Source organism: Victivallis sp. Marseille-Q1083, assembly GCF_903645315.1.
Classification (GTDB): domain Bacteria; phylum Verrucomicrobiota; class Lentisphaeria; order Victivallales; family Victivallaceae; genus UMGS1518.
Genome location: NZ_CAHJXL010000001.1, coordinates 1576144 through 1599322, shown reverse-complemented (window position 1 = coordinate 1599322; position 23179 = coordinate 1576144). Strand labels below are relative to the sequence as shown.

General features: G+C 54.7%; 21 protein-coding genes and 3 pseudogenes. 15 read left to right on the top strand and 9 right to left on the bottom strand.

Translation table 11 applies throughout. The features are described from left to right. Window positions 1-54 precede the first annotated feature (54 nt). Together HWX74_RS06380 and HWX74_RS19975 are read right to left on the bottom strand one after the other, a co-directional pair. The gene (locus tag HWX74_RS06380) at window positions 55-726 is read right to left on the bottom strand and encodes a D-lyxose/D-mannose family sugar isomerase (RefSeq protein ID WP_176012754.1); all 672 of its coding nucleotides are present in this window, start codon (window positions 724-726) and stop codon (window positions 55-57) included. Between the two features lie 3 nt (window positions 727-729). Further along, window positions 730-909 carry a hypothetical protein gene (locus HWX74_RS19975; protein ID WP_217704871.1) on the bottom strand — a complete coding sequence of 60 codons (180 nt, stop codon included), beginning with the start codon at window positions 907-909 and terminating at the stop codon, window positions 730-732. A gap of 202 nt (window positions 910-1111) precedes the next feature. Between HWX74_RS19975 and HWX74_RS06375 the strand changes: the two genes are divergently transcribed. From HWX74_RS06375 to HWX74_RS06360, 4 genes and pseudogenes are all read left to right on the top strand, one after another. Beyond that, window positions 1112-1987: an AraC family transcriptional regulator gene (locus HWX74_RS06375; protein ID WP_176012753.1), complete on the top strand. Its 876-nt coding sequence runs from the start codon at window positions 1112-1114 to the stop codon at window positions 1985-1987. A gap of 298 nt (window positions 1988-2285) precedes the next feature. Further along, window positions 2286-2426 carry a helix-turn-helix transcriptional regulator gene (locus HWX74_RS06370; protein ID WP_176012752.1) on the top strand — a complete coding sequence of 47 codons (141 nt, stop codon included), beginning with the start codon at window positions 2286-2288 and terminating at the stop codon, window positions 2424-2426. A gap of 200 nt (window positions 2427-2626) precedes the next feature. Beyond that, window positions 2627-2890: a transposase gene (locus HWX74_RS06365; RefSeq protein ID WP_176012751.1), complete on the top strand. Its 264-nt coding sequence runs from the start codon at window positions 2627-2629 to the stop codon at window positions 2888-2890. Between the two features lie 12 nt (window positions 2891-2902). Further along, window positions 2903-3553: pseudogene (locus HWX74_RS06360) on the top strand (IS1380 family transposase); the annotation flags it as partial. A gap of 339 nt (window positions 3554-3892) precedes the next feature. Here the strand turns inward: HWX74_RS06360 and HWX74_RS06355 are convergent. The 3 genes from HWX74_RS06355 to HWX74_RS06345 form a co-directional block, all read right to left on the bottom strand. Next, the gene (locus HWX74_RS06355) at window positions 3893-5092 is read right to left on the bottom strand and encodes an IS4 family transposase (RefSeq protein WP_176012750.1); all 1200 of its coding nucleotides are present in this window, start codon (window positions 5090-5092) and stop codon (window positions 3893-3895) included. 139 nt (window positions 5093-5231) lie between these two features. Next, complete coding sequence (locus tag HWX74_RS06350; protein WP_176012749.1) at window positions 5232-5678, bottom strand: hypothetical protein; 447 nt, start codon at window positions 5676-5678, stop codon at window positions 5232-5234. Further along, window positions 5669-6991: an IS1380 family transposase gene (locus tag HWX74_RS06345; RefSeq protein WP_176011736.1), complete on the bottom strand. Its 1323-nt coding sequence runs from the start codon at window positions 6989-6991 to the stop codon at window positions 5669-5671. The genes HWX74_RS06350 and HWX74_RS06345 overlap by 10 nt, the downstream gene beginning before the upstream one ends. Before the next feature lie 412 nt (window positions 6992-7403). Here HWX74_RS06345 and HWX74_RS06340 point away from each other — a divergent pair. Further along, window positions 7404-7489 (top strand): annotated as a pseudogene (locus HWX74_RS06340) (transposase); the annotation flags it as partial. A 179-nt stretch (window positions 7490-7668) separates the two neighbouring features. On the opposite strand, the pseudogene tatA reads toward HWX74_RS06340, so the two are convergent. The 4 genes and pseudogenes from tatA to queF all read right to left on the bottom strand — a co-directional run. Then, window positions 7669-7788: pseudogene (gene tatA, locus HWX74_RS20435) on the bottom strand (twin-arginine translocase TatA/TatE family subunit); the annotation flags it as partial. A gap of 142 nt (window positions 7789-7930) precedes the next feature. Next, window positions 7931-10738 carry a family 78 glycoside hydrolase catalytic domain gene (locus tag HWX74_RS06330; protein ID WP_176012748.1) on the bottom strand — a complete coding sequence of 936 codons (2808 nt, stop codon included), beginning with the start codon at window positions 10736-10738 and terminating at the stop codon, window positions 7931-7933. 101 nt (window positions 10739-10839) lie between these two features. Next, window positions 10840-12081 carry a bifunctional glutamate N-acetyltransferase/amino-acid acetyltransferase ArgJ gene (gene argJ, locus HWX74_RS06325; protein ID WP_176012747.1) on the bottom strand — a complete coding sequence of 414 codons (1242 nt, stop codon included), beginning with the start codon at window positions 12079-12081 and terminating at the stop codon, window positions 10840-10842. Continuing rightward, window positions 12074-12502, bottom strand: coding sequence for a preQ(1) synthase (gene queF, locus HWX74_RS06320; protein WP_176012746.1), 429 nt, complete (start codon window positions 12500-12502; stop codon window positions 12074-12076). The genes argJ and queF overlap by 8 nt, the downstream gene beginning before the upstream one ends. A gap of 189 nt (window positions 12503-12691) precedes the next feature. Between queF and HWX74_RS06315 the strand changes: the two genes are divergently transcribed. The 10 genes from HWX74_RS06315 (at window position 12692) to hflK (ending at window position 23179) form a co-directional block, all read left to right on the top strand. Then, the gene (locus HWX74_RS06315; protein WP_176012745.1) at window positions 12692-13117 is read left to right on the top strand and encodes an exosortase system-associated protein, TIGR04073 family; all 426 of its coding nucleotides are present in this window, start codon (window positions 12692-12694) and stop codon (window positions 13115-13117) included. A 129-nt stretch (window positions 13118-13246) separates the two neighbouring features. Further along, a complete protein-coding gene (gene ychF / locus HWX74_RS06310) occupies window positions 13247-14347 on the top strand; it encodes a redox-regulated ATPase YchF (RefSeq protein ID WP_176012744.1) in 1101 nt (366 codons plus the stop codon). A 15-nt stretch (window positions 14348-14362) separates the two neighbouring features. Continuing rightward, a complete protein-coding gene (gene murJ, locus HWX74_RS06305; RefSeq protein ID WP_176012743.1) occupies window positions 14363-15952 on the top strand; it encodes a murein biosynthesis integral membrane protein MurJ in 1590 nt (529 codons plus the stop codon). A gap of 565 nt (window positions 15953-16517) precedes the next feature. Further along, window positions 16518-16952, top strand: a complete 435-nt coding sequence (gene rplM, locus HWX74_RS06300; protein WP_176012742.1) for a 50S ribosomal protein L13 — start codon at window positions 16518-16520, stop codon at window positions 16950-16952. 3 nt (window positions 16953-16955) lie between these two features. Beyond that, the gene (gene rpsI, locus HWX74_RS06295) at window positions 16956-17351 is read left to right on the top strand and encodes a 30S ribosomal protein S9 (RefSeq protein WP_176012741.1); all 396 of its coding nucleotides are present in this window, start codon (window positions 16956-16958) and stop codon (window positions 17349-17351) included. A 25-nt stretch (window positions 17352-17376) separates the two neighbouring features. Further along, window positions 17377-18405, top strand: a complete 1029-nt coding sequence (gene argC, locus HWX74_RS06290) for an N-acetyl-gamma-glutamyl-phosphate reductase (protein WP_176012740.1) — start codon at window positions 17377-17379, stop codon at window positions 18403-18405. A 142-nt stretch (window positions 18406-18547) separates the two neighbouring features. Next, entirely contained in the window at window positions 18548-19006 is a 459-nt protein-coding gene (locus HWX74_RS06285) for a hypothetical protein (RefSeq protein WP_176012739.1), read from the top strand. Window positions 19007-19057: 51 nt separating this feature from the next. Then, the gene (locus HWX74_RS06280) at window positions 19058-21064 is read left to right on the top strand and encodes an SPFH domain-containing protein (RefSeq protein ID WP_176012738.1); all 2007 of its coding nucleotides are present in this window, start codon (window positions 19058-19060) and stop codon (window positions 21062-21064) included. A 28-nt stretch (window positions 21065-21092) separates the two neighbouring features. Further along, window positions 21093-22022: a protease modulator HflC gene (gene hflC, locus HWX74_RS06275; RefSeq protein WP_176012737.1), complete on the top strand. Its 930-nt coding sequence runs from the start codon at window positions 21093-21095 to the stop codon at window positions 22020-22022. 23 nt (window positions 22023-22045) lie between these two features. Next, window positions 22046-23179, top strand: a complete 1134-nt coding sequence (gene hflK, locus HWX74_RS06270; protein ID WP_176012736.1) for a protease modulator HflK — start codon at window positions 22046-22048, stop codon at window positions 23177-23179.

Here is a 23179-nt window from a genome sequence, read left to right as displayed (position 1 = left end):
TTATGAACGGAATTACCGTTCTGCGTTCTTCAGCCGGAGTTGAAATCGCTTCCGTCAATAATCACCGACCATTTTCCGATACGGCGGTTCATCCTCTTCGATGAGCGGGAAACGGCGCTGCGGCTGGTAAAACACGTTGTCGGCACGGTCGTCATTGACCGAAGAGACTTCACCGATCATGACATCCGCCCCCTTCTCGGCATAAAAGGCATGAAAGAGATTCGGCGTCAGCGTGATGCTTTCCCCCGGCGACAGCACCAGTTTTGCCCCCGGTTGGACGATGATCCGCTCGCCGTCCCGGACCAGCTCCACCGGGGTATCGGCCAGTTCCCGCTCTCCGGGGGACTTCCGGTTGTAGAGTTCGAAGACCAACTTGCCGCCGCCGCGATTGATGATATCCTCGCACTTCTTCTCGTGGCAGTGCATCAGGGTTTTCTGTTCAGAGCGCGAAATCATGATCTTTTCGGCGTAAGCTTTGGGATATCGCGTCGAACCGGCCACGCCGTTCCGAATCGTAAACAGCAGCAAACCGGCCCGGCGAAAATCACCCCGGCCGAAATCGGTGACATCCCACCCCAGGTTGCAGTCGTAAATTTCACGGATTTCCGGACCATGTCCCGCCCACTCTTCCGGCGTCCAGAAGGCAAATTTCGGCAATTGGAATCCCAGTGAAGAGAAAAATGCCTCCGCGGCACGAATCTCCCGGTTGATCTCCGAACGTTTCATCTGTCATCTCCTTGATGGTTCAATCAGTTCAGCCAGTTTTGGGATGCCCGACAGCGCATCCCGGGCGGCAATGCTGCCGGCCAATCCGGCGCTTTCAGCATAAAGCGGATCTCCTCCAGGCTCGGGCAGAAAAAATCGGTTTCCGGCAGTACATTCCGCAGCAATGCCCCCAGTCGAGATCATGGGAGAACGTACCCGGCGACGGCAGCGACAGGCCCTCCAGAAATGCCGCCCGGAAAACGGGAAGATTCACCGCGTTCGTCATAGCAAAAAATTCCGCCGCTGTGAATCCCTCCGTCATGATTTTTATCAAAAAACCTTTTTGCATGTTATAGTATAATATAAAATGATTTTTCCGGCAAAACTGCTGCAAAAAGGCAATAAAATGATACGATCCGGCAAAAGTAACCATCCGTTGCGGTTGGAAAAGGTTCCGCATACCGACACTTCCAGCTTCGTGCTGGAAACCTCGAAAGGCAAAGTGCTGGCATGCAATTATCACTATCACCCCGAACTGGAATTGACCTTCATCGTCTCCGGTTCCGGGCGGGTATTGATCGGTTCGACGCTCACCGCCTTTCGGCCGGGCGATCTGGCGTTGATCGGCGGCAATGTGCCGCATCTGTATGCCTCGACACCGGGCCCGGCGGCATCGGAACAGTGTTCTGAAACACGTGTTTTGAAATTCGGCAACAATCTCTGCGACGGCGGACTGTCGGCACTGCCGGAATTCGCGGTCCTGTCCAGATTGCGGCAGGAGGCGGCAACCGGCGTTTTATTCCGGAACAATCCCGCTTTCCAGGCTGATTTCGACCAACTCGCCGGACTTTCCGGCGGCAAGCGCCTGCTCTGCTTTTTCGATCTGCTGCTCCGGCTGGCAGTATTCCCCCGTGAGGTGCTGCCATCGTCCGGCAACCCGGTCGGGCTGCGGCCGGATGACGGCGGCGAACAAATCGAGCGAGCCATCCGTTTTCTCCAGCGCCATTTCCGGGAAAAGATCACACTGGCGGACGTCGCCATGGCAACCGGCATGGAACCGGAAAGTTTCCGCCGCTTTTTCCGTCGGACCGTGCGGGTCAACGTTACGGATTATCTGCTCGAATTGCGGCTGGGTTATGCGGAAAAACTCCTGCAGGACACCGCCGGCAGTATTTCCGCCATTGCGCTGGAGGCCGGTTTCCGCAACCTCTCGAACTTCAACCGGCTGTTCCGCGCCCGGCGCGGCATTACGCCCCGGGCCTATCGGAAATTTTCATCATAAAGAAAACTTTTGCTGAATCCCTATTTCGAATTCATCGGCGGCGCCCCTACTTCAATTCAAAGCGATTTTTCGACCGGCTGCCGGAATATGTCATTCAATATGCGGAATCTTCCGTTGGGTCCCGGAGCGGTATTCCGGCGGACAGCTCCCGGCCGCAGTCCGCAATTGTTTCGCCACGGCGAGCTCCGTCTGGTGCCGGCCGGTTGCATCGTTTCGAAAATATTTCCGGGCTGCCCGACGTCAGTCTGCGGCCGCATTTCCGCCTGACCGTGGGTTTCGGTAGATACGTTCAGACTGTATGATTTTCCAGACTGGCTCGACCGGACACCGGCAACTCGATTACAGCGACGTCTTTCATTTCAGCCGTCGTTTCAAGACGGCAATCGGCGAAACGCCGACCAGGTATCGAGTCAAATTCGGCGCCAAACGGCCTGATTGATTTTTCCAAAAAGCAACTGCCGGGCCGTACCGGATGCGGCTCGGCAGACGGGCGGCGCAAGGATGTAAAAGAAACCGTGTTAATCGTCCAAGCGGTAACAGATCAAATGCAGGGGATCATTCATCCAAGGCGGACAAGTACAATCTTAATACCGATTCCTTTCTATTTGCGATAGAGAGATTACCAGGTAGTGGATTTGCATGAAGGTTATCGAGTTCTTTGTAGAAAGTTTCATCCTGCCTCATGAACTCATCCTTGATTTCGACGCAACCGATGGTCTCACCTATGGGATGCAGGAAAAACGTTTCTTTCACGGATATTATGACCATTACTGCTTTCTTCCGCTCTATGTGTTCTGTGGCGATCAATTACTTTGCGCATATCTCCGGCCCTCAAAGATGGATGCAGCCAAACATTCCCGGACAATTCTTTCCCTGTTGGTGAAACGACTCCGCAGGAAATGACCGAAGGTCAATCTCATTTTCCGGGGTGACAGCGGTTTTTGCCGTCAGAAAATGTTGAACTGGTGTGATAAAAACAATGTCAAATATATTATCGGACTGGCAAAGAATTCTCGTCTCCTGAAATTCTCAAAGGAGCTTCAAGATCAAGCGGAAGCCTCTTATGAAAAGACACATGACAAAGTAAAACTTTTCGCCGAGTTCGAATATGCGGCGGGAACTTGGAAGTATCCGCGCCGGGTGATTGCCAAAGCGGAATTCAACTCCCTCGGCCCGAATAATCGTTTTATCGTCACCAATCTTGACGGTAACGGACAAGAACTTTACGAGAAGATTTACAGCGCCAGAGGCGATATGGAGAATCGAATCAAGGAACAGCAGCTTGATCTTTTTGCGAATCGGACGAGCTGCCATGACTTTGTGGCAAATCAATTTCGACTTCTGCTTTCGAGTCTGGCATACATTCTTATAGAACGGTTTCGAACGTTGCTTTTGAATGGAACAAAATTTGCTCTGGCAACCTGCGGAAGCATTCGATTGTACCTAGTGAAAATCGGCGCCATTATTCGACGGAATACCAGAAAAATTTATGTTGCTCTTTCAAGTGCCTGTCCAAATCAGGAAATCTTGCGCTTGATCGCTGCGAAAATCATCGCTTGGGAATGACCGTTTGAAGAGCTGTCCCCGGCTTGCAGAACAATAACGGGGGTAAGGGGGGATATGCTCAATTTACTGAAAAACGACAACATTCAACTCTGAAAATAAAAACTTCCGAATCTTCTGAACATTTCTCGACGATTCGAAAGTTTCATGCAACATTCAGGTTAGCGTCAATACTGCTTACTTTAATCAATAAAGCATTCATGCGGAGCAGTCTTGGATGAAAACTCCTGCTTGATGTTCCATCCTTTGATTTTGCGTTTTACTGCCCGTTCTCGTGTAATCCCGCGAGAAGACCAGGCAGTTGTTGCCGCAATCTCCTGAATGATTGCTTCGCGAATATACTCAATTTCCTGTGGTTTGAGGGGGAAAATGAGCAGCAGTGATTTTTCTGCACAGAATTCGTACCGCATTGATAAAGGAAAGCCGGTCTGGATCGACCTTATTTTTCCGTGCGGCTTGATGTATTAAGCTGCGAATCGTATAGTGCGCAAGTAGATATCCAAACAATTCCTGTATAATCAATTCCGGGGTTTTGCTTCGCAAGGCGGCTCCTGGTTGCTTCAGATGATTCTTCAATTCATCATAAGCCAATTCGATCTCCCAGCGCTCGTGGTAGAGAGCCGCAAGTTCCGAAGCCGGAGCGTCTTCCTCTTTTAAAATACTGGTTATCAAGCGATATTTTTCGCTGGAGCCTTTGATGGCATATTCAATTACTCGAACAGGAATGCCATTGGTTTTCTTGCGTTGTTCCGCGCCAGGATAGAACGTACTTAAAAAAGAACCGTCCGGCAGAATTTTTTCTTTTGCAAATTTCATATTGCTGCGGATTCGAAACACTAACGATGCGCCAGTTTTGATGCATTCGGAAAAGAACGGATAGCAACCAAAGCCACGATCAGCAAGTAGCAGCATATCCTTTTGCAGGAGCGGCAAAAGTCGTTTGCCTTGAGTATTTTCCCCTTCAGAATAAGGCCCATGGGCCGCACCAATAATCGCACGCGTACCGATTTCAAGTAAAGTTGTCATGCGCAATTGCGGAAATGCGGTTTTCCCGCGGGAGCATGGCGGACGGCCAAAAAAATCATGATTCCTCTGCTCATCCGGTAAATCAAAGGTTGTGCCGTCGATTGCCATCAAACGCCATCCCCGATAAAAGGCGCCAATGGTATCCGGCTGGGCCAGGGGTTTACAAACATCCTCGAATAAACATTGCATTGCCTTGTACCCCAAACGGTTCCTGGCACGTGAAATTCCTCCTCGCCCTTTGATCTCGCCGCAAGGCATTTTTATCTTCAGCCAGTCAAAGCCCTCAAGAATGCAGCGCAAAACCTCTTGCAACGAAATGCTTGAATACAGCGAAAGACAAATAACATAATAAGCCATCAATTCCAGTGGCAGTTTGCGGTAACGTTGCGTCGCAAGTCCGCACTTGGTCAGTGCATTGCAAAGGGCTTCAAAAGGAACAACCCCAAGCAATGAGGCCAAGGTTAAAAAGTCACTCTCGCGAAAATTATCTGCCAACTGCGCTTTGGTTCGTGCCATATCGAATCTCCTGTTGTCTATGAAGATAATATAGCATGAAATCAATAATATTCAAGAATTAAGTAAGCAGTATTGAGGTTAGCGTTATAATGCCAAGGCTATTCTGTTATACAAGTTGATTAAAGTTCGGGGCAATAAATTAATTTGACAATTGTGACACAGCCTCAGTAATCATTGGCAACCACTCCAAAAATGGCTTGACTATGAGGTAAGGTCGTTCAGATGGTGGAGCCAAAGCTGGATCTGTCACATACATAGTCAGGGGAATTTGGCTATCTCCTCGAGTGGCATCCAAATATTGCTCTGGTTGTTCCAGTTCATATGGCGTATTGATGGTGATGATTTTCTTCAATCTAGGGTGATTGTTCTGCCAAGCGGCAGTTGCCGCAATTGAGCCGCCTATGCCGATCCCGACTAGCCTGAATGTTGCATGAAACTTTCGAATCGTCGAGAAATGTTCAGAAGATTCGGAAGTTTTTATTTTCAGAGTCGGATATTGTCGTTTTTTTGCAAATTGAGCATATTCCCCCTTTCCCCCGTTGTTGTTCGGCGAGCCGGGGACAGCTCTCCAAGGTTTTATTCCCAAGCGATGATTTTCGCAGCGATCAAGCGGAGGAGTTCCTGATTTGGACAAGCACTTGAAAGAGCAACATAAATTTTTCTGGTATTCCGCCGAATAATGGCACCGATTTTCACCAGGTATAAGCGAATGCTGCCGCAGGTAGCCTCGGCAAATTGAGTTCCTGTCAACAACAATGCCCGAAACCGTTCCATGAGAATATAAGCCAAACTTGAAAGCAGAAGCCGGAATTGATTTGCCGCAAAGTCATGGCAGCTCGTCCGATCAGCGAAAAGATCCAGCTGCTGTTCCTTGATCCTGTTTTCCATCTCACCTCGGGCGCAATAGACTTTTTCATAAAGATATTGTCCATCATCATCAAGATTGGTGACGATAAAACGATTATTCGGTCCGGGGGAGTTGAATTCCGCTTTGGCAATCACCCGGCGCGGGTATTTCCAAGTTCCTGCCGCATATTCGAACTGAGTAAACAGTTTTGCTTTTTCATGTGTTTCGTTGTAAAGTGCTTCCGCTTTCACTTGAAGATCTTTTGATAATTCCAGCAAACGTGGATTTTTCGCCAATCCGACAATATATTTGACCTCATTTTTATCACACCAGTTCAGCATTTTCTGCCGACAAAAGCCACTGTCTCCCCGGAAAATAATCTTAACCTTCGGCCATTTCTGCCGAAAGCGCTTTACCAGTAGCGAGAGAATCGCCCAAGCATGCTTGGCCGCATCAATTTTTGATGGACGCAAATAAGCCACAAGCAATTGATCCCCGCAGAAAACATACAACGGCAAAAAGCAATAGTGGTCATAATAGCCATGAAAAAAGCGATTTTCCTGCATCCCGTAAGTGAGGTCATCGGTAGCATCGAAATCAAGAATCAATTCTCGAGGCGGCGTGGAAAAACTTTCGATAAAGAATTCGACAAACAATCGGCTCAAATCTACGCAAGCACGACGATCGATTCCATTTTCGAATCGACATAAAGTGCTTGGAGTGGCGAGTTGACGATCACGACCGACAACAGTTTGAATCAGCGGATCAGTTCGCAATTCATGATGGTCATTGAGATCTTCATGGCCGGCAACCAAACCAAAAACTCGTTGACGAAGCATGCTCAGATAGGAATGCTCAACTTTTCCGGGCTGTCGAAGATCAAAAGAATCCAGCAGGTTACCGGCGCGCCGGGTCAAACCGAGTTTGCGGTCGAATTCTTTCACAAAAAGCAACCCGCCGTCACTGCTGATATCTCCACCGGCGAAATTGAATTCAATTTTTCTGCTTTTCGGACCTTGAAAGACCGGAATCGAAACATTACATTTTGTCATTGGCAGACCTCGGCGTTATATTGTGATGTAAGATATTACAATATAATACGTTAGTCGAGAATCTGCCTCTTTGTTTTTGAAAATTTACGCAATATTCAGGCTAAAGATGGATTGTTGATTTTTTTTGCTGAAATTTTTATGTGTAAATTGATAACGATTTTTAATTTTAAAAGATAAAAGCGGTAATATATCCTTTATTATGAGCATCGGTAATCAATTTTAGGTTGTGTCGTCAATAGATGTGTGCCATATTATGCAGACGTCAAACAAAGGAAGCTGCAAAAAATGGCGAACGCATACGAACGGCATGATATATCGGATGAATCCTGGGCAAAATCGAGTTTTTACTGCTGGGCCCGTAAGGGAACTTGGGAAGGGAATGCTTGCGACACCGGCAATTTTTAAGTGCCGTTTCTGGATATTGCGAACGGGAACTCCTTGGCGTGATTTACCGGCAAGCTATGGAGATTGGAAAATATCCACCGACGTTTTTGCCCTTGATGTAAAAAGGGAGTTTGGGAGAGTCTCCTGAAGGAATTGTCGATTGCTTGGGATTTCGCGACATCTGTCCGGGAGGCTGTTGTCAGTCTGTCTTCCTTGACAATTACTTGTTGGCCGGTTGTCTTGGAAACTTCATTGTCGGTTTGCGTCGGAAAAGAGAACACTTCATCCTTGGCTTTTTTAAATTCACTCATGGCCTTACCCATTGAACGAGCGACTTCTGGTAAGCGTTTGGCTCCGAAGAAAAGTAAAACGACTAAGAAGATCAGAATAATTTCAGTTATGCCTAATCCCATAATTTCCTCCGCTTTTTTGAGTTGACCAACGCTTTAAATTATTTTATAAAAAATAGAAAGAGCAATCATTATTGAAAAACTATCATGATTTATTTTTCTAATTTTTTAGAAAAATAATTTAATGGTCAAACCAAATTCATTATTAGCCGAAGTTATATTCGACCTGCAAGCCGGCGAGCGTTTCGTTCGGTTCATAGTGAAGCGTGACGCCGGCCGGCGCGGAGGCGTGGATCGTCAACCGGTCTCCGGCGCGTTCCCAGCGAACCTCCACCGGCCCGCGGATGGTGGCTTGCCGACCGGAAGCGCAGCTCATGCCGGACGTGACGACCGGGCTGACGGCAAAGGCGCGGGCGCCCGGCTGCGTCATCCGCAAGCCCAGTACGGTACGGGGCAGAAAATACAACGGCGCCGCCGACCAGCCGTGACAATGGCTGCGGGTCGGAAACGGATCGTGGCCGGGACTGACGTAAGTTTCCCAGACGGTGCTCTCCGCCAGCTTCAACATCAGCGCGTAATCCCGTGAAATCGCCTCCAGAATCATCTCGGGCCGGGACAGTTTTTCCAGCGCCATATAATAATAGAGCGAGGCGAACGGCGAACAGACCGGATACAGTTCCGGCCGCGGTTGAATGACATTGTCGACGGCCGCCTGGTAATTGCGCTCCGTAGTCAGATTGTACAGGATGGCCAGCATGCTGGTGTGGACCGCTCCGTCCGGCGAGGGTTGGCCTTGTTCCAGATAGTCCGGCCATTGGCGTTTTTCGGCGTCCCACTGACGGTCGATCGCCGCCGCCAGCGCCGCCCGTTTCGGCCGGTAGGCCTGCGTGAATGGTTCATCCGGCAGGATTGCCGCCAATTCGAGTGCCGCGTCGACGGCGCCGGCCAGGAACATGCTCAAATAAAGGACGATCGCATGGTTGCTGTCAGTCGGACTCCAGTCGAACATATTCCAGTCCGGCGAAGCGAACAACCCGGTGGCCGGATCAAGCTGCCGGAAGGCGCCGTCGAGGTTGCGTTTCACCAGCGGCCAGATTTCCGCGCAGAACGCGGCGTCGCCGGTTTCAAAGTAATAGTCGTAAACCGACATGCCCCACATCAGGCTCCAGGCCGGCAACAGACAATCCCAGCAGCTCGGCACCTGGCAGCCGACGATCGGATAACGCTCCAGCGACCGGCCGGCCAGCCGGATACAGCGCCGGGCCAGGTCGTAAGCGCCGAAGGCCGGGAAGGCGAACAGCGCTTCGCTGCGGGCATCGCCGACCCAGAGGGTTTGCTCGTACAGCGGGCAATCGGTGAAGGTATCCTCCATGCACAGCTTCAGCGTCCGGGCCGACATTTCCCAGATCCGGTTCAACGCCTGGTCGGAACAGTGAAAACTGCCGACGGATTGAACCGGATAAGTCGATTCGATCAGGCCGAGGTAGCGGAATTTCACCGGCCTGGCCGCCCGGCGGATGGTGACGAACAGATAACGGCCCGAACGGCGTTTGAAACTGCGGAACGCATTGCGGCCTTCCCGGCAGATATAGCGCAGCACATTGCGATGGCTGCCGGTGTGCTGGATGGTGCCGTCCGGCGCGATGAATTCGACCGCATAGAGATCGATGATCGTCCCGGCGGCGGCATCCGCTTCGAACTCCCAATAGCCGCAGTTCTGTTCGCCGAAATCGTACAGCAGTTCGATGGCGGTGCCGTCCGGTGTCGCGGCAATTTCAGTCGCCGCGCCGTCGCGGTAGAGCAGGTTGTCCGGCGCAATGACATCGGCCGGTTGCACCGGTTCCGGCCGACGGCTGCGGCCAGCCCAGTAACCGTCGTCGAGAAAGAAATCCGCTTCGTTCAACTGCCACAGGTTGGCGCCGCCGACCGCCTGCAAACTGGCGGCATCGGAAACCCGGCCGGCCAGATCGGCCAGCCATGCCTGGCAGCGTTCCAGGCGGGCCTGGAGTTCTCCGTTGGCCCACATGAACGGCAGATCCGGCGCTTCCTGAACCAGTTGCGGCGCGACGACCAGCGGATAACCGCCTGCCCGGCCGAGCGGATTGCCGAATTGCAGTCCGCTGTCATCCGGAAAAATCAGCGCGCAATCTTTGTTATGGGACAGGCCGCAAGTGGTCGCCGCCAACAGGAAATGGCGGCCGGCGGACAAAGACAACGGCGATGCTGCCGGCCGGCCGTCGATGAATACCTGCAGATTTTCCACCAGAAATTCAACGGTGCGCCCGGCGGCCATATTCAGTTCCAGCGCCAGGGCGAGCGGATAACCGTCGGCATTGTTGTTGCTGGTGCTGCCGGGCCGGTAGACCTCCCGCGGCGACCAGCAGAACACCCGGCAATGATCCGGCACCCGGCTGGCGCCGACGAAACGCCGCAAGCCGAATTCCCGGCGGCTCAATAGCTTGCAGTCCCGCTCCTCCAGGTTGCGCCACCACCCTTCGCCGGCGGCGGCGATGATTTCCGCCGGTTCCCACGGCGGCGGGACAACGGAGGCGTCGTAACGTTCGACCGGGCCTTGCTGGACGGAAATTTGTGCGGTCCGGCTGGTCAGTTCCGGATAGGAGCGGACCGCCCAGCTTTCGTCGGTGCTGATGGTCTGCAGCGGCCGCCCGGCGGCTTTGATCGTCAATTGTGCCAGCAAACCGGCCCGCTGGGGAATCTGGTGGAAGGTGCCGCTGCCGAAATAGCGTACCACTATTTCCATGGAATTGACGCCGATATGCAGCAGGTTCGTGACATCGAGGCGGTCGTACTGGTAATGCTCCGGATAGCTGCGCGCCGGACCGTCGTTGACCCAGCAGCCGTTGATTTTCAGCCGGTAAAACGTGTCGGCGGTGATGCACAACCTGGCTTCGTCGACCGCCTCGACGGTGAATTCACGTTTGAATAACGCCGCCTGGTTATATGCCCGGCCGTTGTCCTGCGGCCGCCAGATCCATTTCGCTTCCCAATGCATCAGCAATTCCTTTCCAAACGATTGTCCTTTTCCGCGGCAAACCCGGTAAATCGGCCCGGATCAAAAAAGCAATGCCGGGCTGACCGGCATTTCAGGGAAAATTAAGTGTGATATTCGGCGTTGATTTTGACATATTCATAAGAAATATCGCAGGTCCAGACCCAATAGGCTTCCGTCCCGGCATTCAGGTCGACGGTGACGGTGAATTCCCGTTTCTTCAGCACTTCGGCCAGCACTTTCTCCGCCGTGCCGGCGTCGCCGCCCTGCTTGACGACCGGGAAACTGTCATAAAAAACATCGACTTTGTCCGGATCGAACGGGACGGTCGAATAACCGAGCGCCGCGACGATTCGCCCCCAGTTCGGATCGCAGCCGAACCAGGCCGTCTTGCACAGCAGCGAATTGGCGATCGCTTCGGCACAGAGCTTGGCCGCCGCTTCATCCGGGGCGTTTTGAACCAGCACGGTGACGAATTTGGTGGCGCCTTCGCCGTCCATGACCATCTGCCGGGCCAGATCCTGCATGATCTCTTCCAGCGCGGCATAGAATAGTTCCGCTTCCGGCGTACCCGCCGCGATGGTGACGCCGGAGGCGCCGTTCGCCAGCAGCAGCGTTGTATCGTTGGTGCTCATGTCGCCGTCGACGGTGATCCGGTTGAACGATTGTTCGATGCCGCGCGCCAGCAGGTCGTTGAGCAGGGCGTTGTCCGCTGCCGCATCGGTGGTGATGTAGCAGAGCATCGTCGCATGCGGCACCGTGCGCATTTTCGGATCGATCATGCCGGATCCTTTGGTCATCGCTCCGATGGTGACCGTCCGGCCGGCGATGGACAACGCCCGCGCTACCGATTTCCGGGTCGTGTCGGTGGTCATGATCGCTTCCGCCGCCGCCAGACCGCCGTCGGCATTCAGGGCCGGAACCGCCAGTTCAATGCCGCGTGCGACGGTTTCCATCGGCATCTGCGTGCCGATCCGGCCGGTCGAAGAGGCCATCACCTGCCGCGGCGGGACGCCGAGTTTTTCGGCGACCATCGAGCAGGTGGTTTCAGCGTTGCGCAAGCCGGGTTCGCCGGTACAGGCGTTGGCGTTGCCGCTGTTGATGATGACCGCCCGGAGCCGGGATTCCGTCCGGGCCCGCTCCCGGTCGATCAGCACCGGAGCGGCGGCAAAAGTGCAACTGGTGAACGCCGCGGCGAAATGGGCCGGATGATCCGAAACGAGCAAAGCCATATCCGGCGCGCCGCTGCGCTTGAAGCCGGCGGTGACGCCGCAGGCCCGGAAGCCGGCCGGGCTGGTTACCGAACCGTTGGGAATGACCTTGATCCGATCCGCGAATTTATTCATCGATTTTTCCTCCGTAAGTGGCTTTGACATGGATGGCGATGCCGCCGCGGGGCCGGAAATGGCCGACGACTTCGGCCCGACGCGGCTTGCAGAGTTTGACGACCGCATCGAGGATGGTGTTGACCGATTCCTCGTGGAAGGTGTTGGTATTGCGGAACGAGTACAGATAAAGTTTCAGCGACTTGCTCTCGACGCACAGTTTGTCCGGCACATAGCGGACGATGATATGGCCGAAATCCGGCTGGTTGGTTACCGGGCAGAGCGACGTGTATTCCGGGCAGTCGAAGGTGATGACGTAATCGCGGTCCGAATAAATATTTTGAAACGCTTCCAGGCGCGCCTCGGCCGGCGACGTCGGGTAGCGGTTTTCCGAAGCCTTCAACAAGGAGAGATCGGAGAAACGTTCTTTACTTTTTTCCATGGAACAAAACCTCATTTTTTGCGTTGGCGCGATAAGATAACATCATTTTTTCAACATTTCTGCCATTCCGAAAAATTTAAGCATATTTTTTTCTTGATTTTTCAAACACGCACACTATATTTCTTCAACCAAGCATCATATAGGGAACGCATCAGAAGCACAATAACCAAGTAAAGAAGGGCGATTTTGATGAAATTCTTACCAAAACTATTGCTGGCTGTCATGTTGTTGACGACGGTCTTCTGCTCATTTCAGGCCAAGGCTGAAAATGACTTAGTCGACGATATGCTGATCAAACTCGGTCGCGGCGTCGCCAATGTGGCGTTCGGGCCGCTGGAAATATTGATTCGGCCATATGACGTTCAGCAGGAAAAGGGCGCGGTGCCGGCTTTGACTTACGGTGTGCTCAAGGGTGCGGTGTTCGTCGTTGCCCGCGAAGTGGTCGGCGTCGTCGATATCATTACCTTCCCGTTCCCGCTGCCGGGCTGCACCGAGGATCAGTTGGATGTCGGCTGGGGATACGGCCCGATCATCCGTCCGGCGTGGGTAGTTGACCGCGAACACAATGCGTTCAATTTCTTCTTCCAGGACACTTCCATTGCCACCGGCAATTGAGCGTCCGGTACGGTAACGAAGCGTTAGAGTGGAGCCCGCCATTGCGGCGGGCTCTTTTTGCTTGGAAAGTAATCCGGCCGGTTGCCGGCCGAAGCGACACAGGTGATAATCAGGAGACCGGAGACCAGTATGAGTTTTTCCTGCGGATTCGTCGGACTGCCGAATGTCGGCAAGTCCACGTTGTTCAATGCGTTGAGCAAAGGCGGCGCCGAAGCCGCCAACTTCCCGTTCTGTACGATCGAACCCAATACCGGCGTGGTGGCGGTGCCGGATGAACGGCTGGCAGTGTTGGCCGAGCTGGAAAAATCCGGCCGGATCGTGCCGTCGACTTTGAAATTCATCGACATTGCCGGTTTGGTGCGCGGCGCCAGCCAGGGGCAGGGACTGGGCAACCAGTTCCTCGGCCATATCCGCAACGTCGACGCCGTCGCCCACGTCGTCCGGGTGTTCGACGATCCGGATGTCGTTCACGTCAGCGGCCGGATCGATCCGGTCGAGGATCTCGAGGTCATTCTGACCGAGCTGATGCTGGCCGATCTGGACATGCTGGAAAAGCGCCAGGAGAAGGCCCGCAAGCTGGCGCGTTCCAGCGATCCGGACATCAAGCTGGAAGTGGAGTTGGTCAAGGATTTTATCGCCCGTTTGAGCGATGGAAAGTTGCCGGAATACGATAAAAACGACGCCAAAACGGTGGAGATCGTCAAGAACCTCGGTTTGCTGACCGCAATGCCGGCGTTCGTCTGCGCCAACACCGATGAAAAGATGTTCCACAATTTCGCCTCCGATGCCCGGGCGCTGGCGCTGCAGGAAGCCGCCGCTTCGCATCAGATGGAGGTGGTGCCGGTCTGCGCCAAATGGGAAGAGGAACTCGGTCAGTTGCCGCCGGAAGAAGCGGCGTTGTTCATGGAAGAACTGGGCATTGCCGAACCGGGGTTGAACCGGGTGATCAAAACCGGTTACCGGCTGTTGAATTACTTGACCTTTTTCACCGCCGGCCCGATGGAAAGCCGTGCCTGGACGGTGACGGCTGGCACGGCCGCGCCGCAGGCGGCCGGCAAAATTCACACCGATATGTGCCGCGGTTTTATCCGTATGGAAGTGGTTTCCTACCGCGATATGGTCGAATGCGGCGGCTGGAACAAAGCCCAGGCGGCCGGTAAATTGCGGATCGAAGGCAAAGAGTACGTCATGGAAGACGGCGATGTCATCCATGTCCGGTTCTCGGTATGATGATTATGGCCGGCGATGCGGAAAAATCGGTTTGACATTCTGAAAAGTTCTTCCGGCGTGGCATTGGCGACGTTCTGCAGCCGCATCCTCGGCTTGGTGCGCGCCATGCTGGAAGCCTGGGTGCTCGGCGGCGGCGCGCTGGCGACGGCCTGGGAACTGGCGCTGATGGCGCCGAACCTCTGCCGCCGGATTCTGGGGGAAGGCGCTTTGGCCCAGGCGCTGATTCCGCTGCTGACCCATACGGAGGCGAAACGGGACACCGCGACGATGCGCCGCCAGCTCGGGGTGGTTTTTTGCGTGCTGGGGGTTCTGTTGGCGTTGATCGTCGTCGTCGTTTCCGGCGGAGCCATATTGCTGCGTCCCTGGATCACGACCGATTACGGCCGGATGGCGATGACGCTGATTCCGGTGGTGATGCCCTATGCGTTCTTTATCTGCCTGATCGGCATCATCGGCGCTTTTTTGAATACCAGAAGAATTTTCTTTCTGCCGGCGCTCGGCGCGCTGGCCTTCAACGTCTTTTTGATCGCGGTCCTGTACGGTGCATATTATTTTCGTTGCGCGGATGGCGCACGGCTGCTGGAGGCTTTGGGATTTGCGGTGCTGCTTTCCGGCGCGGTGCAGTTGGCGTTGATGGTTTTTCTATTGTGGCGGAGCCGGTGCATGCCGTTGTTCGACCGCGGCCTGCGTGGTGAAGTGGGAGTATTGCGCGATTTGTGGCGTCTGGTGTTGCCCGGGCTGATCGGCGCTTCGGCGATCCAGGTGAGTTTTCTCGTCGACCGGACGCTGGCGGCTTTTCTCGGTCCCTATGCGGTGCCGGCCTTGAACTATACCGAACGGATCGTCTATGTGCCGCTGGGGGTGTTCGCCACCGCGTTGAGCGCGGTATTGCTGGCGGACATGTCCAGGGCGGCGGCCCATGAACAATTCGCCGAACTGCTCGACGATATGAATCTCGGTTTGCGCTATGTTTTCTTTCTCTGCCTGCCGCTGGCGGTATTTTTCATCGTCTTCCGGGAGGAAATTCTGCGCCTGCTTTTTCTGCGCGGCAGCTTCACCGAAACCAATTTGAAGGAAACCGGCTGGGCGATGATGTTCTATTCGCTCGGCATTCCGACTTTTTGTGCGACGAAAATCATCCTGCCGGCCTTTTATGCCCGCAAGGATATGGCGACCCCGTTGAAAATGTCGCTGATCGCCATCAGTTGCAATGTCGTTTTGAACCTGCTGCTGATGTTTCCGATGCGCCAGGGAGGGATAGCGCTGGCGACGGTGATGTCGTCGCTGATCAACAACTCGCTGCTGCTGTTGGCATTGCGGCGTTCCGGGCTGGAACTGCATTGGCTGCCGGTTGTAAAGGCGTTCCTGAAGACGTCGGTCGCCAGTCTGCTGGCGGTGTCCGTCTATTTCGCTTACCATTGGCTTCAGATGCGGCTGGCAGTCGGCTGGCTGCCGAAGGACTTGCTGCCGCTGGTTTTCTGCGGTTCGGTTTTCGCCCTGGTCTATCTGCTGCTCAACTATCTGTTCAAGAGCGAAGAATTGCCGGAACTGCTCGGCACCTTCCGACGGCGGAAGAGACCGAAAGAAGTGCCGGCCGGGCATTGACGCCACTGCTCCGGCGCTTGACCTGTTCCCGGCGGCGGCATTCCGGCGGGTATGGCCCGTCTTTTCCCCGCCGTCATTGCCGGTTCAGTGTCGGCTGACGGGAAAAAGAGTAAGCCGGCAGCTTTCCGTCAAAAGATCGTCATTTCTTTAAGTGCTTTGATAATCAAATTGTTTTATGGCGATTCCTGCCCGTCGCTTTTATGACGAAGTCGTTTCGGTGGCTGCGGCCGTTTTGGGGCTTGCCCGGAGCCGCGACAGGCAGATTTTACGGCATGGGAAACCCCGCGGTCGGGTTCGCCGGAACTTTGTTTGCCGGCAGCGCGAAAGCGGACCGTAGGCAAAAAATTTTATGGAAATGGCCGGAAGCAATAGAAAAATCGGTTTTTTTGCCGGAAAATCATTGAAAAATAAGCGATTGACGATAAAGTATTCAATTCCGTCATACGCTGAACCCCGATCACGGCTGACGGTTTTCGGTAGTCGGTCTTTGTCTGCTTGGTGCGATAAGCGGCGGAGATGCGAAAAAACGAACAGAGTGCAAATTTATTTTTACTGAGAAAAGACGATGAAAACTTATTTGGCAAAAACAGGCGAGATCAACCGCGAATATGTCCTGTTCGATGCTTCGGAAGCTCCGGTCGGGCGTCTTGCGGTCATGATCGCCAACGCGTTGCGCGGCAAAGACAAGCCGACTTATACCCCGCACATCGATACCGGCGCTTTCGTCGTGGTCGTCAATGCGGACAATGCCGTGTTCACCGGCCGCAAGAGCGAAGAAAAAATCTATGTCGACTTCAGTGGTTTCCGCGGCGGCCGCAAGGAACGCACCGCGGCCGAAATCCGCCGGAAGAATGCCGCCCGTTTGATCGAAGATGCCGTCTGGGGCATGATGCCGCACGGCCGTCTCGGCCGCGCCCAGTTCCGCAAATTGCGGGTTTATAACGGCGCCGAACATCCGCATGCCGCTCAGAACCCCCGGAAAATTACAGTGGAGAAATAAGCTATGATCAATCAGGAATATGTATGGGCCACCGGTCGCCGGAAATGTGCGGTTGCCCGGGTTCGGATCAAGCCGGGTACCGGAGTGGTGACCGTCGGCGGCAAATGCTGGAAGGAATATTTTACCACCGAATCGCTGCGCGGTTATATTTTGCAGCCGTTGGTCGCCGTCGGCGCCGAAGGCAAATATGACATCGCCGTGACGCTGAACGGTGGCGGTATGGTCGGTCAGGCCGGTGCGATGCGGCACGGTTTGAGCCGTGCGCTGGTCAAATATGACGAATCGTTGCGGCCGACCCTGAAGAGCTGCGGCATGATGACCCGTGATTCCCGCGTCAAGGAACGCAAGAAATCCGGTCAGCCCGGCGCTCGTAAACGGTTCCAGTTCTCCAAGCGCTAATTGCCTTTATTCCGAGGAAGTGTTTATGTCTGCAATTCGCGTAGCGGTGGTGGGGGCGTCCGGTTATGCCGGCGAGGAGCTCCTGCGCCTGTTGCTGCGGCACCGGCAGTGCAAAGTTACGGCGGTTACGTCGCGCAAATATGCCGGTCAGCCGGTCAGCGAGGTGTTTCCGCGTTTTCTGGGCAGCGGTCTGGAATTTTCCGCCCCCGATGCCCGGGAGCTGGCGGCCAATTGTGATGTCGCCTTTCTGGCGCTGCCGCACGGGTTGGCGACTGAATTCGCCATCCCGCTGTTGAACGCTGGCGTCAAGGTGATCGACATCAGCGCCGATTTCCGGCTGAAGAGTCCGGCCAAATACAAGGAATATTACGGCGTTGACCATCCGGCCCCGGAACTGCTCGGCAAGGCGGTTTACGGATTGCCGGAGCGCTATCGCGACCGGATTCGCCAGGCGGATTTGATCGCCTGTCCCGGCTGTTATCCGACCAGTTCCATTTTGCCGAGCGCTCCGTTGTTGGCGGCCGGGCTGGTCAGCCCGGAAGGCATTGTCGTCGCCAGCATGTCCGGTGTGACCGGAGCCGGCCGCAAAGTCGATCTGGCCTATATTTTCCCGGAGTGCAACGAGAGTGTCAAAGCCTATAAACCCTGCGGCCACCGGCATCTGCCGGAAATCGAGCAGGAGATGGCCGTTGCCGCCGGAGTCGATGAATTGGCGATCAATTTCGTCCCGCACCTGGTGCCGACCAACCGGGGCATCAATTCGACGTTGTTGCTGAACATGCTGCCGGGCTGTACGGCTGAACGGGTGGCGGAGGTTTACCAGGCCGCTTACGGCAATGAACGGTTCGTCCGGGTTCTGGGGGCGGGGCGCTGCTCCGACACCAAGTATGTGACGATGACCAATTGTTGCGAAATCGGTTATTCGCTGGACAAACACACTAACAAATTGATCGTCACTTCGGTGATCGACAATTTGACGAAAGGCGCTTCCGGGCAGGCGCTGCAGTGCATGAACATCCGGTTCGGCCTGGCTGAAACCGAAGGGTTGCTCTGAAAAGGCATATTGTTTTCGAACCGGAATGGCTCCAAGGCCGTCAAGAGTTTCTGCTTGACGGCCTTTTTTAGCGATGCAGCATTGAAATATCCGTTCCGGCCGGATATATTGCATCATTTGGAATTTCAGGAGTTATTTGCTGATGATGATGGAACGGGAACAGATTCTGGCAAGACGCCGTTGGGATGCCTCGCTTGTACTGCTGTTGGGAGCGGTCTGTTTTGCCTTGAGCAGTTTCATCCATCCGATGATTCATCGCGGTGAATTGTGCCATCCGCCTGAGGCCCATGGTGCGGTTTGTTTGCTGTATGGTCCGGCGGACAAATTGATCGTCACCGCTTCCCACCAGGATTTTACCCCGTTGCCGGACAACCACGCCTTCTGCCCGGTCTGTGCCGGCCTGTTCGGTTGTTTTCCATCGGAAGCGCAGGCGTCGGTCGAATCGCCTGCCCCGCCGCTGCCCGAGCCGTTGCCGCCGCCGGAGGAGGCCGGCGTGCTTCTGCCGGTCCGTTTGCCGGCGCGGGCTCCGCCGCTGATCCGGATCGGAACTTGCCGGCGCGGCCGGATTTTCATTTGCCAATCTATTGAAATCGTGGTATAATTATTTTCAAGGCTAATCTAAGGATATATCACCAAATAATCCGAGGTAGGAATGGAGAACGAAAGAAAAGTAAGAGAGTCAATCGACAATGCCGGGTTGATGACCAAATTATCGGTCATCGGCGGTTTGTTCGGTCTGGTGCTGCTGCTGCTGGTGCTGATTCTCGGAGTGGTCAATTTCAATTTTGCCAACTCCGATACATTTTCACTGGGCGTGGTGCCGTTTTCGCTGGCCGTGCTGTTTGCCGTCGGCGGCACCATTTACGGCGTCCTGTCATCGGCGGCGTTGAATGAAGCCGAGGAAAAACGGCTGCTGGAGAAACGCAAGGAGGGGCATCACGCCTTCAATGTTGAGGAGGATGTCCGCTTTACCTCCGGCCGCTCGTTCGGCAATTACAAGAAATATGCGCCGTATGTGTTGACGGTGCTGGCGGTGCTGCTGCTGACGGTGGAGCTGTTTTTCTTCTGGCGCTTCTGGAGTACCCGTGAAATCGCCCCGACCGGCGCCTCTTCGAATCAGGCGGTTTTCCTGTCGGCAATCGTGATGATTTTCAGTGCGTTGTGCGGCGCCTTTTTCATCGGCCAGGCGCGGACGAAGAGTTTCCGCTGGCTGCGGCCGCTGGGCGCCTGGCTGATCGTCGGTTTCGTCATCATGCTGCTGGCGACCGTCAGTCTGCTGCTGAACAAGATGGAAGCGCCGTTTCTGGCCGACAGCGATCTCTATTTCCGCCGGATCATCCTGGTCGCGTTGATCGTGCTCGGCTTTGAGTTCGTCGTCAATTTTATCATGGAATTTTACCGGCCGCGGACGCTGGAGGAGAGCAAGCCGATTTTCGAAAGCAGTTTGCTGTCGCTTTTTACCGAACCGGGCGGCGTGATGCGCAATATCGCCAATACGCTGGATTATCAGTTTGGCTTCAAGGTTTCCGGCACCTGGATCTACAGTTTTATCGAGCGTTCGCTTTTTCCGCTGCTGGTATTGTGGGTGGTGGTTTTGTGGATTTTCACCGCCGTGGTTGAGGTCGGTCCGAGCGAAGTCGGGGTGCGGGAGCGTTTCGGGCGGATTACCGAGCGCGAATTGCTGCAGCCGGGATTGTATTTCACGCTGCCGTGGCCGTTCGGCGGCCTCCGCAAAGTCAGTTGTTCGGAAATACACCAGGTGGTCGTCGGCGCTTCCGAATTCGAGGAAGAAGAGGACGAGTGGGTGGATGACGGTCACGGCCATGAGCCGCCGAAGAAAAAAGACAAGCATGCCGAAGCGGTGCACAGCGTCGTGCTGTGGACCCAGGAACATGCCCACAATGAGAATAAATTCCTGGTCGCTTCCCGGCAGCATCGCGACAACACCAGTTCGAGCGTTTCGTTTCTGAGTATGGAGATGCTGGTGCAGTATCATATCCGCGAGGATGGCGTTTTCAAATATCTGTATGACAACCGCAATTCCGATAAAATTCTGTTGAACATCGGGGAAATGGTGGCGACCGATTACCTGGCCAGTGCGCCGATGATGGATCTGATGTCCGTCGAACGCAGCAAGGCGCAGGCGGCGATCCAGGCGGCGATCCAGGCGGAAGCCGACCGGCTGGAACTTGGCATCGAGGTGGTCAGCATCTCGCTGACCGGCGTTCATCCGCCGGTGGAACAGGTGGCGCCGGCCTTTCAGGCGGTCATCGGGGCGATGGAGCAGAAGGAGACTGAAATTCTCAATGCCCGCGCCTATGAAGTGCAGGTCGTGCCGGCCACTGAAGCGATGTACGAGCGGATTATTGCCAATGCCGAGGCGGAGAAATATCAGACGGTCCGGGTGGCCGAAGCGGAAAGCGAGCGTTTCAAAAAGCAGTTGACCGCTTTCGAGCAGTTGCCGGAATTGTACAAGTTGCGGACCTACCTGAGTTTGCTTGAAAACAATTCCGACGAAGTTCGGAAGTTCATCCTGAGCTCCTCGCTGGCGCGTGAAGTTTACGAGATGAATTTTGAAACCAAGGCGCAGATCGATCTGATCGACGCCAATCTCGGCGCGCTGGGCGGCCCGGCCGCCGATCAACCGGCAAATCAGTAATCATTGAAATAAGACAGGAGTATATATTATGTCGCAAGGCAATCGTTTGAAACACTGGCCGACGATTCTTCTGGCGGTCGTGGTGGCCGTCATCATGTTCGCGGTGATTTTCACGTACCAGGTCAATGAAACGGAGAGCGCGGTGATTACGACGTTCGGCCGGATTGAGGATGTGGTGCCGGAGCCGGGGTTGCACTGGCGCTGGCCGTATCCGATCCAGGATATCTACCGCTTCGACAAGCGCGCCCGCTGCTTTAACGGCAACGAGGGGCAGGTCGAGGAGACGTTGACTGCCGACGGGCAGAACGTGCTGGTCGGCGTTTTCGCCGTTTATGAAATCACCGATGCCGCCTCCTTCTACAAGGGGCTGGTGACGATTGAGAATGCCGAAAAAGAGCTGAACGTCTGGATGCGCGGCGCGAAGAACGCGGCGTTCGGCCGTTACAAGTTCGATGAACTCATCAATGCCGACAAGGACCAGATGAAATTGTCGGAAATCCAGGATGAGATTTGCGAGGCGTTGCGCAAGCAGACCGCTTCTTACGGGATCACGGTCAAGACGGTCGGCATCAATCTGCTGAACCTGCCGCCGACGATTACCGAGAATGTCTTCGCGCGGATGATTTCGGAGCGCAAGATCGTCGCGGAGAAATTCCTGGCCGAAGGCAAGAAGATTGCCGAAAGCATCCGGGTCAAGGCCGACAGCGACGCGCAGCGGCTGATTGCGGAAGCCAATGCCCGGGCCAAGGAGATCCAGTCGCAGGGCGATGCCGAAGCGGCGACTTATTACGGTGTTTTCACCAAGAATCCGGAATTGGCGATGTTCCTGCGGAAGCTTGATGCGCTGCAGAAGATCATGCGGACGAAGACGACATTGATCATGACCACCGAGCAGGCGCCATTCGATGTGATGCGGACCGGCGCCCAGCAGGCCGCTCCGGCCGCTCCGCAGAAATGACGCAAGCCAGAAGGAAAGAAACAATGAACGATTTAACCAATCAACCCGCCAATTTCGAGGCGGCGTCCGGCGGCGGTTTGTACGAAGCCGGTTTGCGCTCCCTGGTTAAAAGCCTGCAGTTGGCGTTTGTCGTGCTGGTGGTGCTGATCGTCGGCATGCTGGTCTGGTTCTTCTCGGTCCGCGGTTATTTCGCGGTACAGGCGCAGGAATCGATCATCGTGCTGCGGTTCGGCAAATATCTGAAAACGTTCGATTCCGGCTGGCATTGGTTCATGCCGTATCCGGTGCATCAGTTCATCCCGGTCAAAACCGCGCCGCAGTCGCTGCGGGTCGAATATGTCACCGGCGGAACCCCGCGTTTCACGCCGGACGGCAAGATCATCCCGCAGCCGATGCTGCCGGGCCGGGACAACTATCTGCTGACTTCCGACGCCAATATTGTGCATACCGCCTGGAATGTCACTTACAGCATTTCCGAGCCGTATCAGTACTACATCACTTGTCTGGCGCCGGACAACCCGCTGGAAAATGATACCATTTACACCTTGAATGGCGTCAACGGCGGCCGCGGTCCGCAGACTCTGCTGAAAGCGCTGCTGTCCTCCGCGGTATTGCGGGTGACGGCGTCGCTGCCGATCGACGATTTGCTGTACGCCAACCAGACCGCTTACCGCGAAGAGGTGCAGCGGGTTTATTCCGCGCTGGTCAACGAGATGAACATCGGCGTGACGATCAACAGCCTGACCCTCGACCGGGTGGGGCCGCCGGCGCAGACGCTGGATGCCTTCCGGCAGGCGACGAACGCCAACAACACCAAGTCGCAACTGATCAATGAGGCGGAACAATACCGGGTGACGATGGAAAATAACGTCATGGCGCAGCAGGCCAAAATTCTGGCCGACGCCGAAACCTACCGCAAACAGATTGTCGCGGAGGTCAAGGCCGAAAGCGTCGCTTTCGACAGTATTTATGCCGAATATGTCAAAAGCCCGGAAACGGTGTTGTCGACGCTGTACAACAATACGTTGTCGACGGTGCTCGGCCAGGTGGATGATCAATTCGTGCTCGGTTCGGAAGGCGGCCAGAAGGAGCTGCGCCTGAAACTCAATCCGAATACGGCGAAGAAACAGAACAATCCGATGAGTGAGGGTCAGTAA

Coding starts and splice junctions, on each gene's coding strand:
- HWX74_RS06330 (WP_176012748.1), bottom strand. CDS start 10,738: ATGCATTGGGAAGCGAAATGGATCTGGCGGCCGCAGGACAACGGCCGG.
- murJ (WP_176012743.1), top strand. CDS start 14,363: ATGCGGAAAAATCGGTTTGACATTCTGAAAAGTTCTTCCGGCGTGGCA.
- HWX74_RS06365 (WP_176012751.1), top strand. CDS start 2,627: ATGAAGGTTATCGAGTTCTTTGTAGAAAGTTTCATCCTGCCTCATGAA.
- argC (WP_176012740.1), top strand. CDS start 17,377: ATGTCTGCAATTCGCGTAGCGGTGGTGGGGGCGTCCGGTTATGCCGGC.
- hflK (WP_176012736.1), top strand. CDS start 22,046: ATGAACGATTTAACCAATCAACCCGCCAATTTCGAGGCGGCGTCCGGC.
- HWX74_RS06370 (WP_176012752.1), top strand. CDS start 2,286: ATGATTTTCCAGACTGGCTCGACCGGACACCGGCAACTCGATTACAGC.
- ychF (WP_176012744.1), top strand. CDS start 13,247: ATGAGTTTTTCCTGCGGATTCGTCGGACTGCCGAATGTCGGCAAGTCC.
- argJ (WP_176012747.1), bottom strand. CDS start 12,081: ATGAATAAATTCGCGGATCGGATCAAGGTCATTCCCAACGGTTCGGTA.
- HWX74_RS06345 (WP_176011736.1), bottom strand. CDS start 6,991: ATGACAAAATGTAATGTTTCGATTCCGGTCTTTCAAGGTCCGAAAAGC.
- queF (WP_176012746.1), bottom strand. CDS start 12,502: ATGGAAAAAAGTAAAGAACGTTTCTCCGATCTCTCCTTGTTGAAGGCT.
- HWX74_RS06315 (WP_176012745.1), top strand. CDS start 12,692: ATGAAATTCTTACCAAAACTATTGCTGGCTGTCATGTTGTTGACGACG.
- rplM (WP_176012742.1), top strand. CDS start 16,518: ATGAAAACTTATTTGGCAAAAACAGGCGAGATCAACCGCGAATATGTC.
- HWX74_RS06380 (WP_176012754.1), bottom strand. CDS start 726: ATGAAACGTTCGGAGATCAACCGGGAGATTCGTGCCGCGGAGGCATTT.
- HWX74_RS06285 (WP_176012739.1), top strand. CDS start 18,548: ATGATGATGGAACGGGAACAGATTCTGGCAAGACGCCGTTGGGATGCC.
- HWX74_RS06280 (WP_176012738.1), top strand. CDS start 19,058: ATGGAGAACGAAAGAAAAGTAAGAGAGTCAATCGACAATGCCGGGTTG.
- hflC (WP_176012737.1), top strand. CDS start 21,093: ATGTCGCAAGGCAATCGTTTGAAACACTGGCCGACGATTCTTCTGGCG.
- HWX74_RS06375 (WP_176012753.1), top strand. CDS start 1,112: ATGATACGATCCGGCAAAAGTAACCATCCGTTGCGGTTGGAAAAGGTT.
- HWX74_RS19975 (WP_217704871.1), bottom strand. CDS start 909: ATGATCTCGACTGGGGGCATTGCTGCGGAATGTACTGCCGGAAACCGA.
- rpsI (WP_176012741.1), top strand. CDS start 16,956: ATGATCAATCAGGAATATGTATGGGCCACCGGTCGCCGGAAATGTGCG.
- HWX74_RS06355 (WP_176012750.1), bottom strand. CDS start 5,092: ATGGCACGAACCAAAGCGCAGTTGGCAGATAATTTTCGCGAGAGTGAC.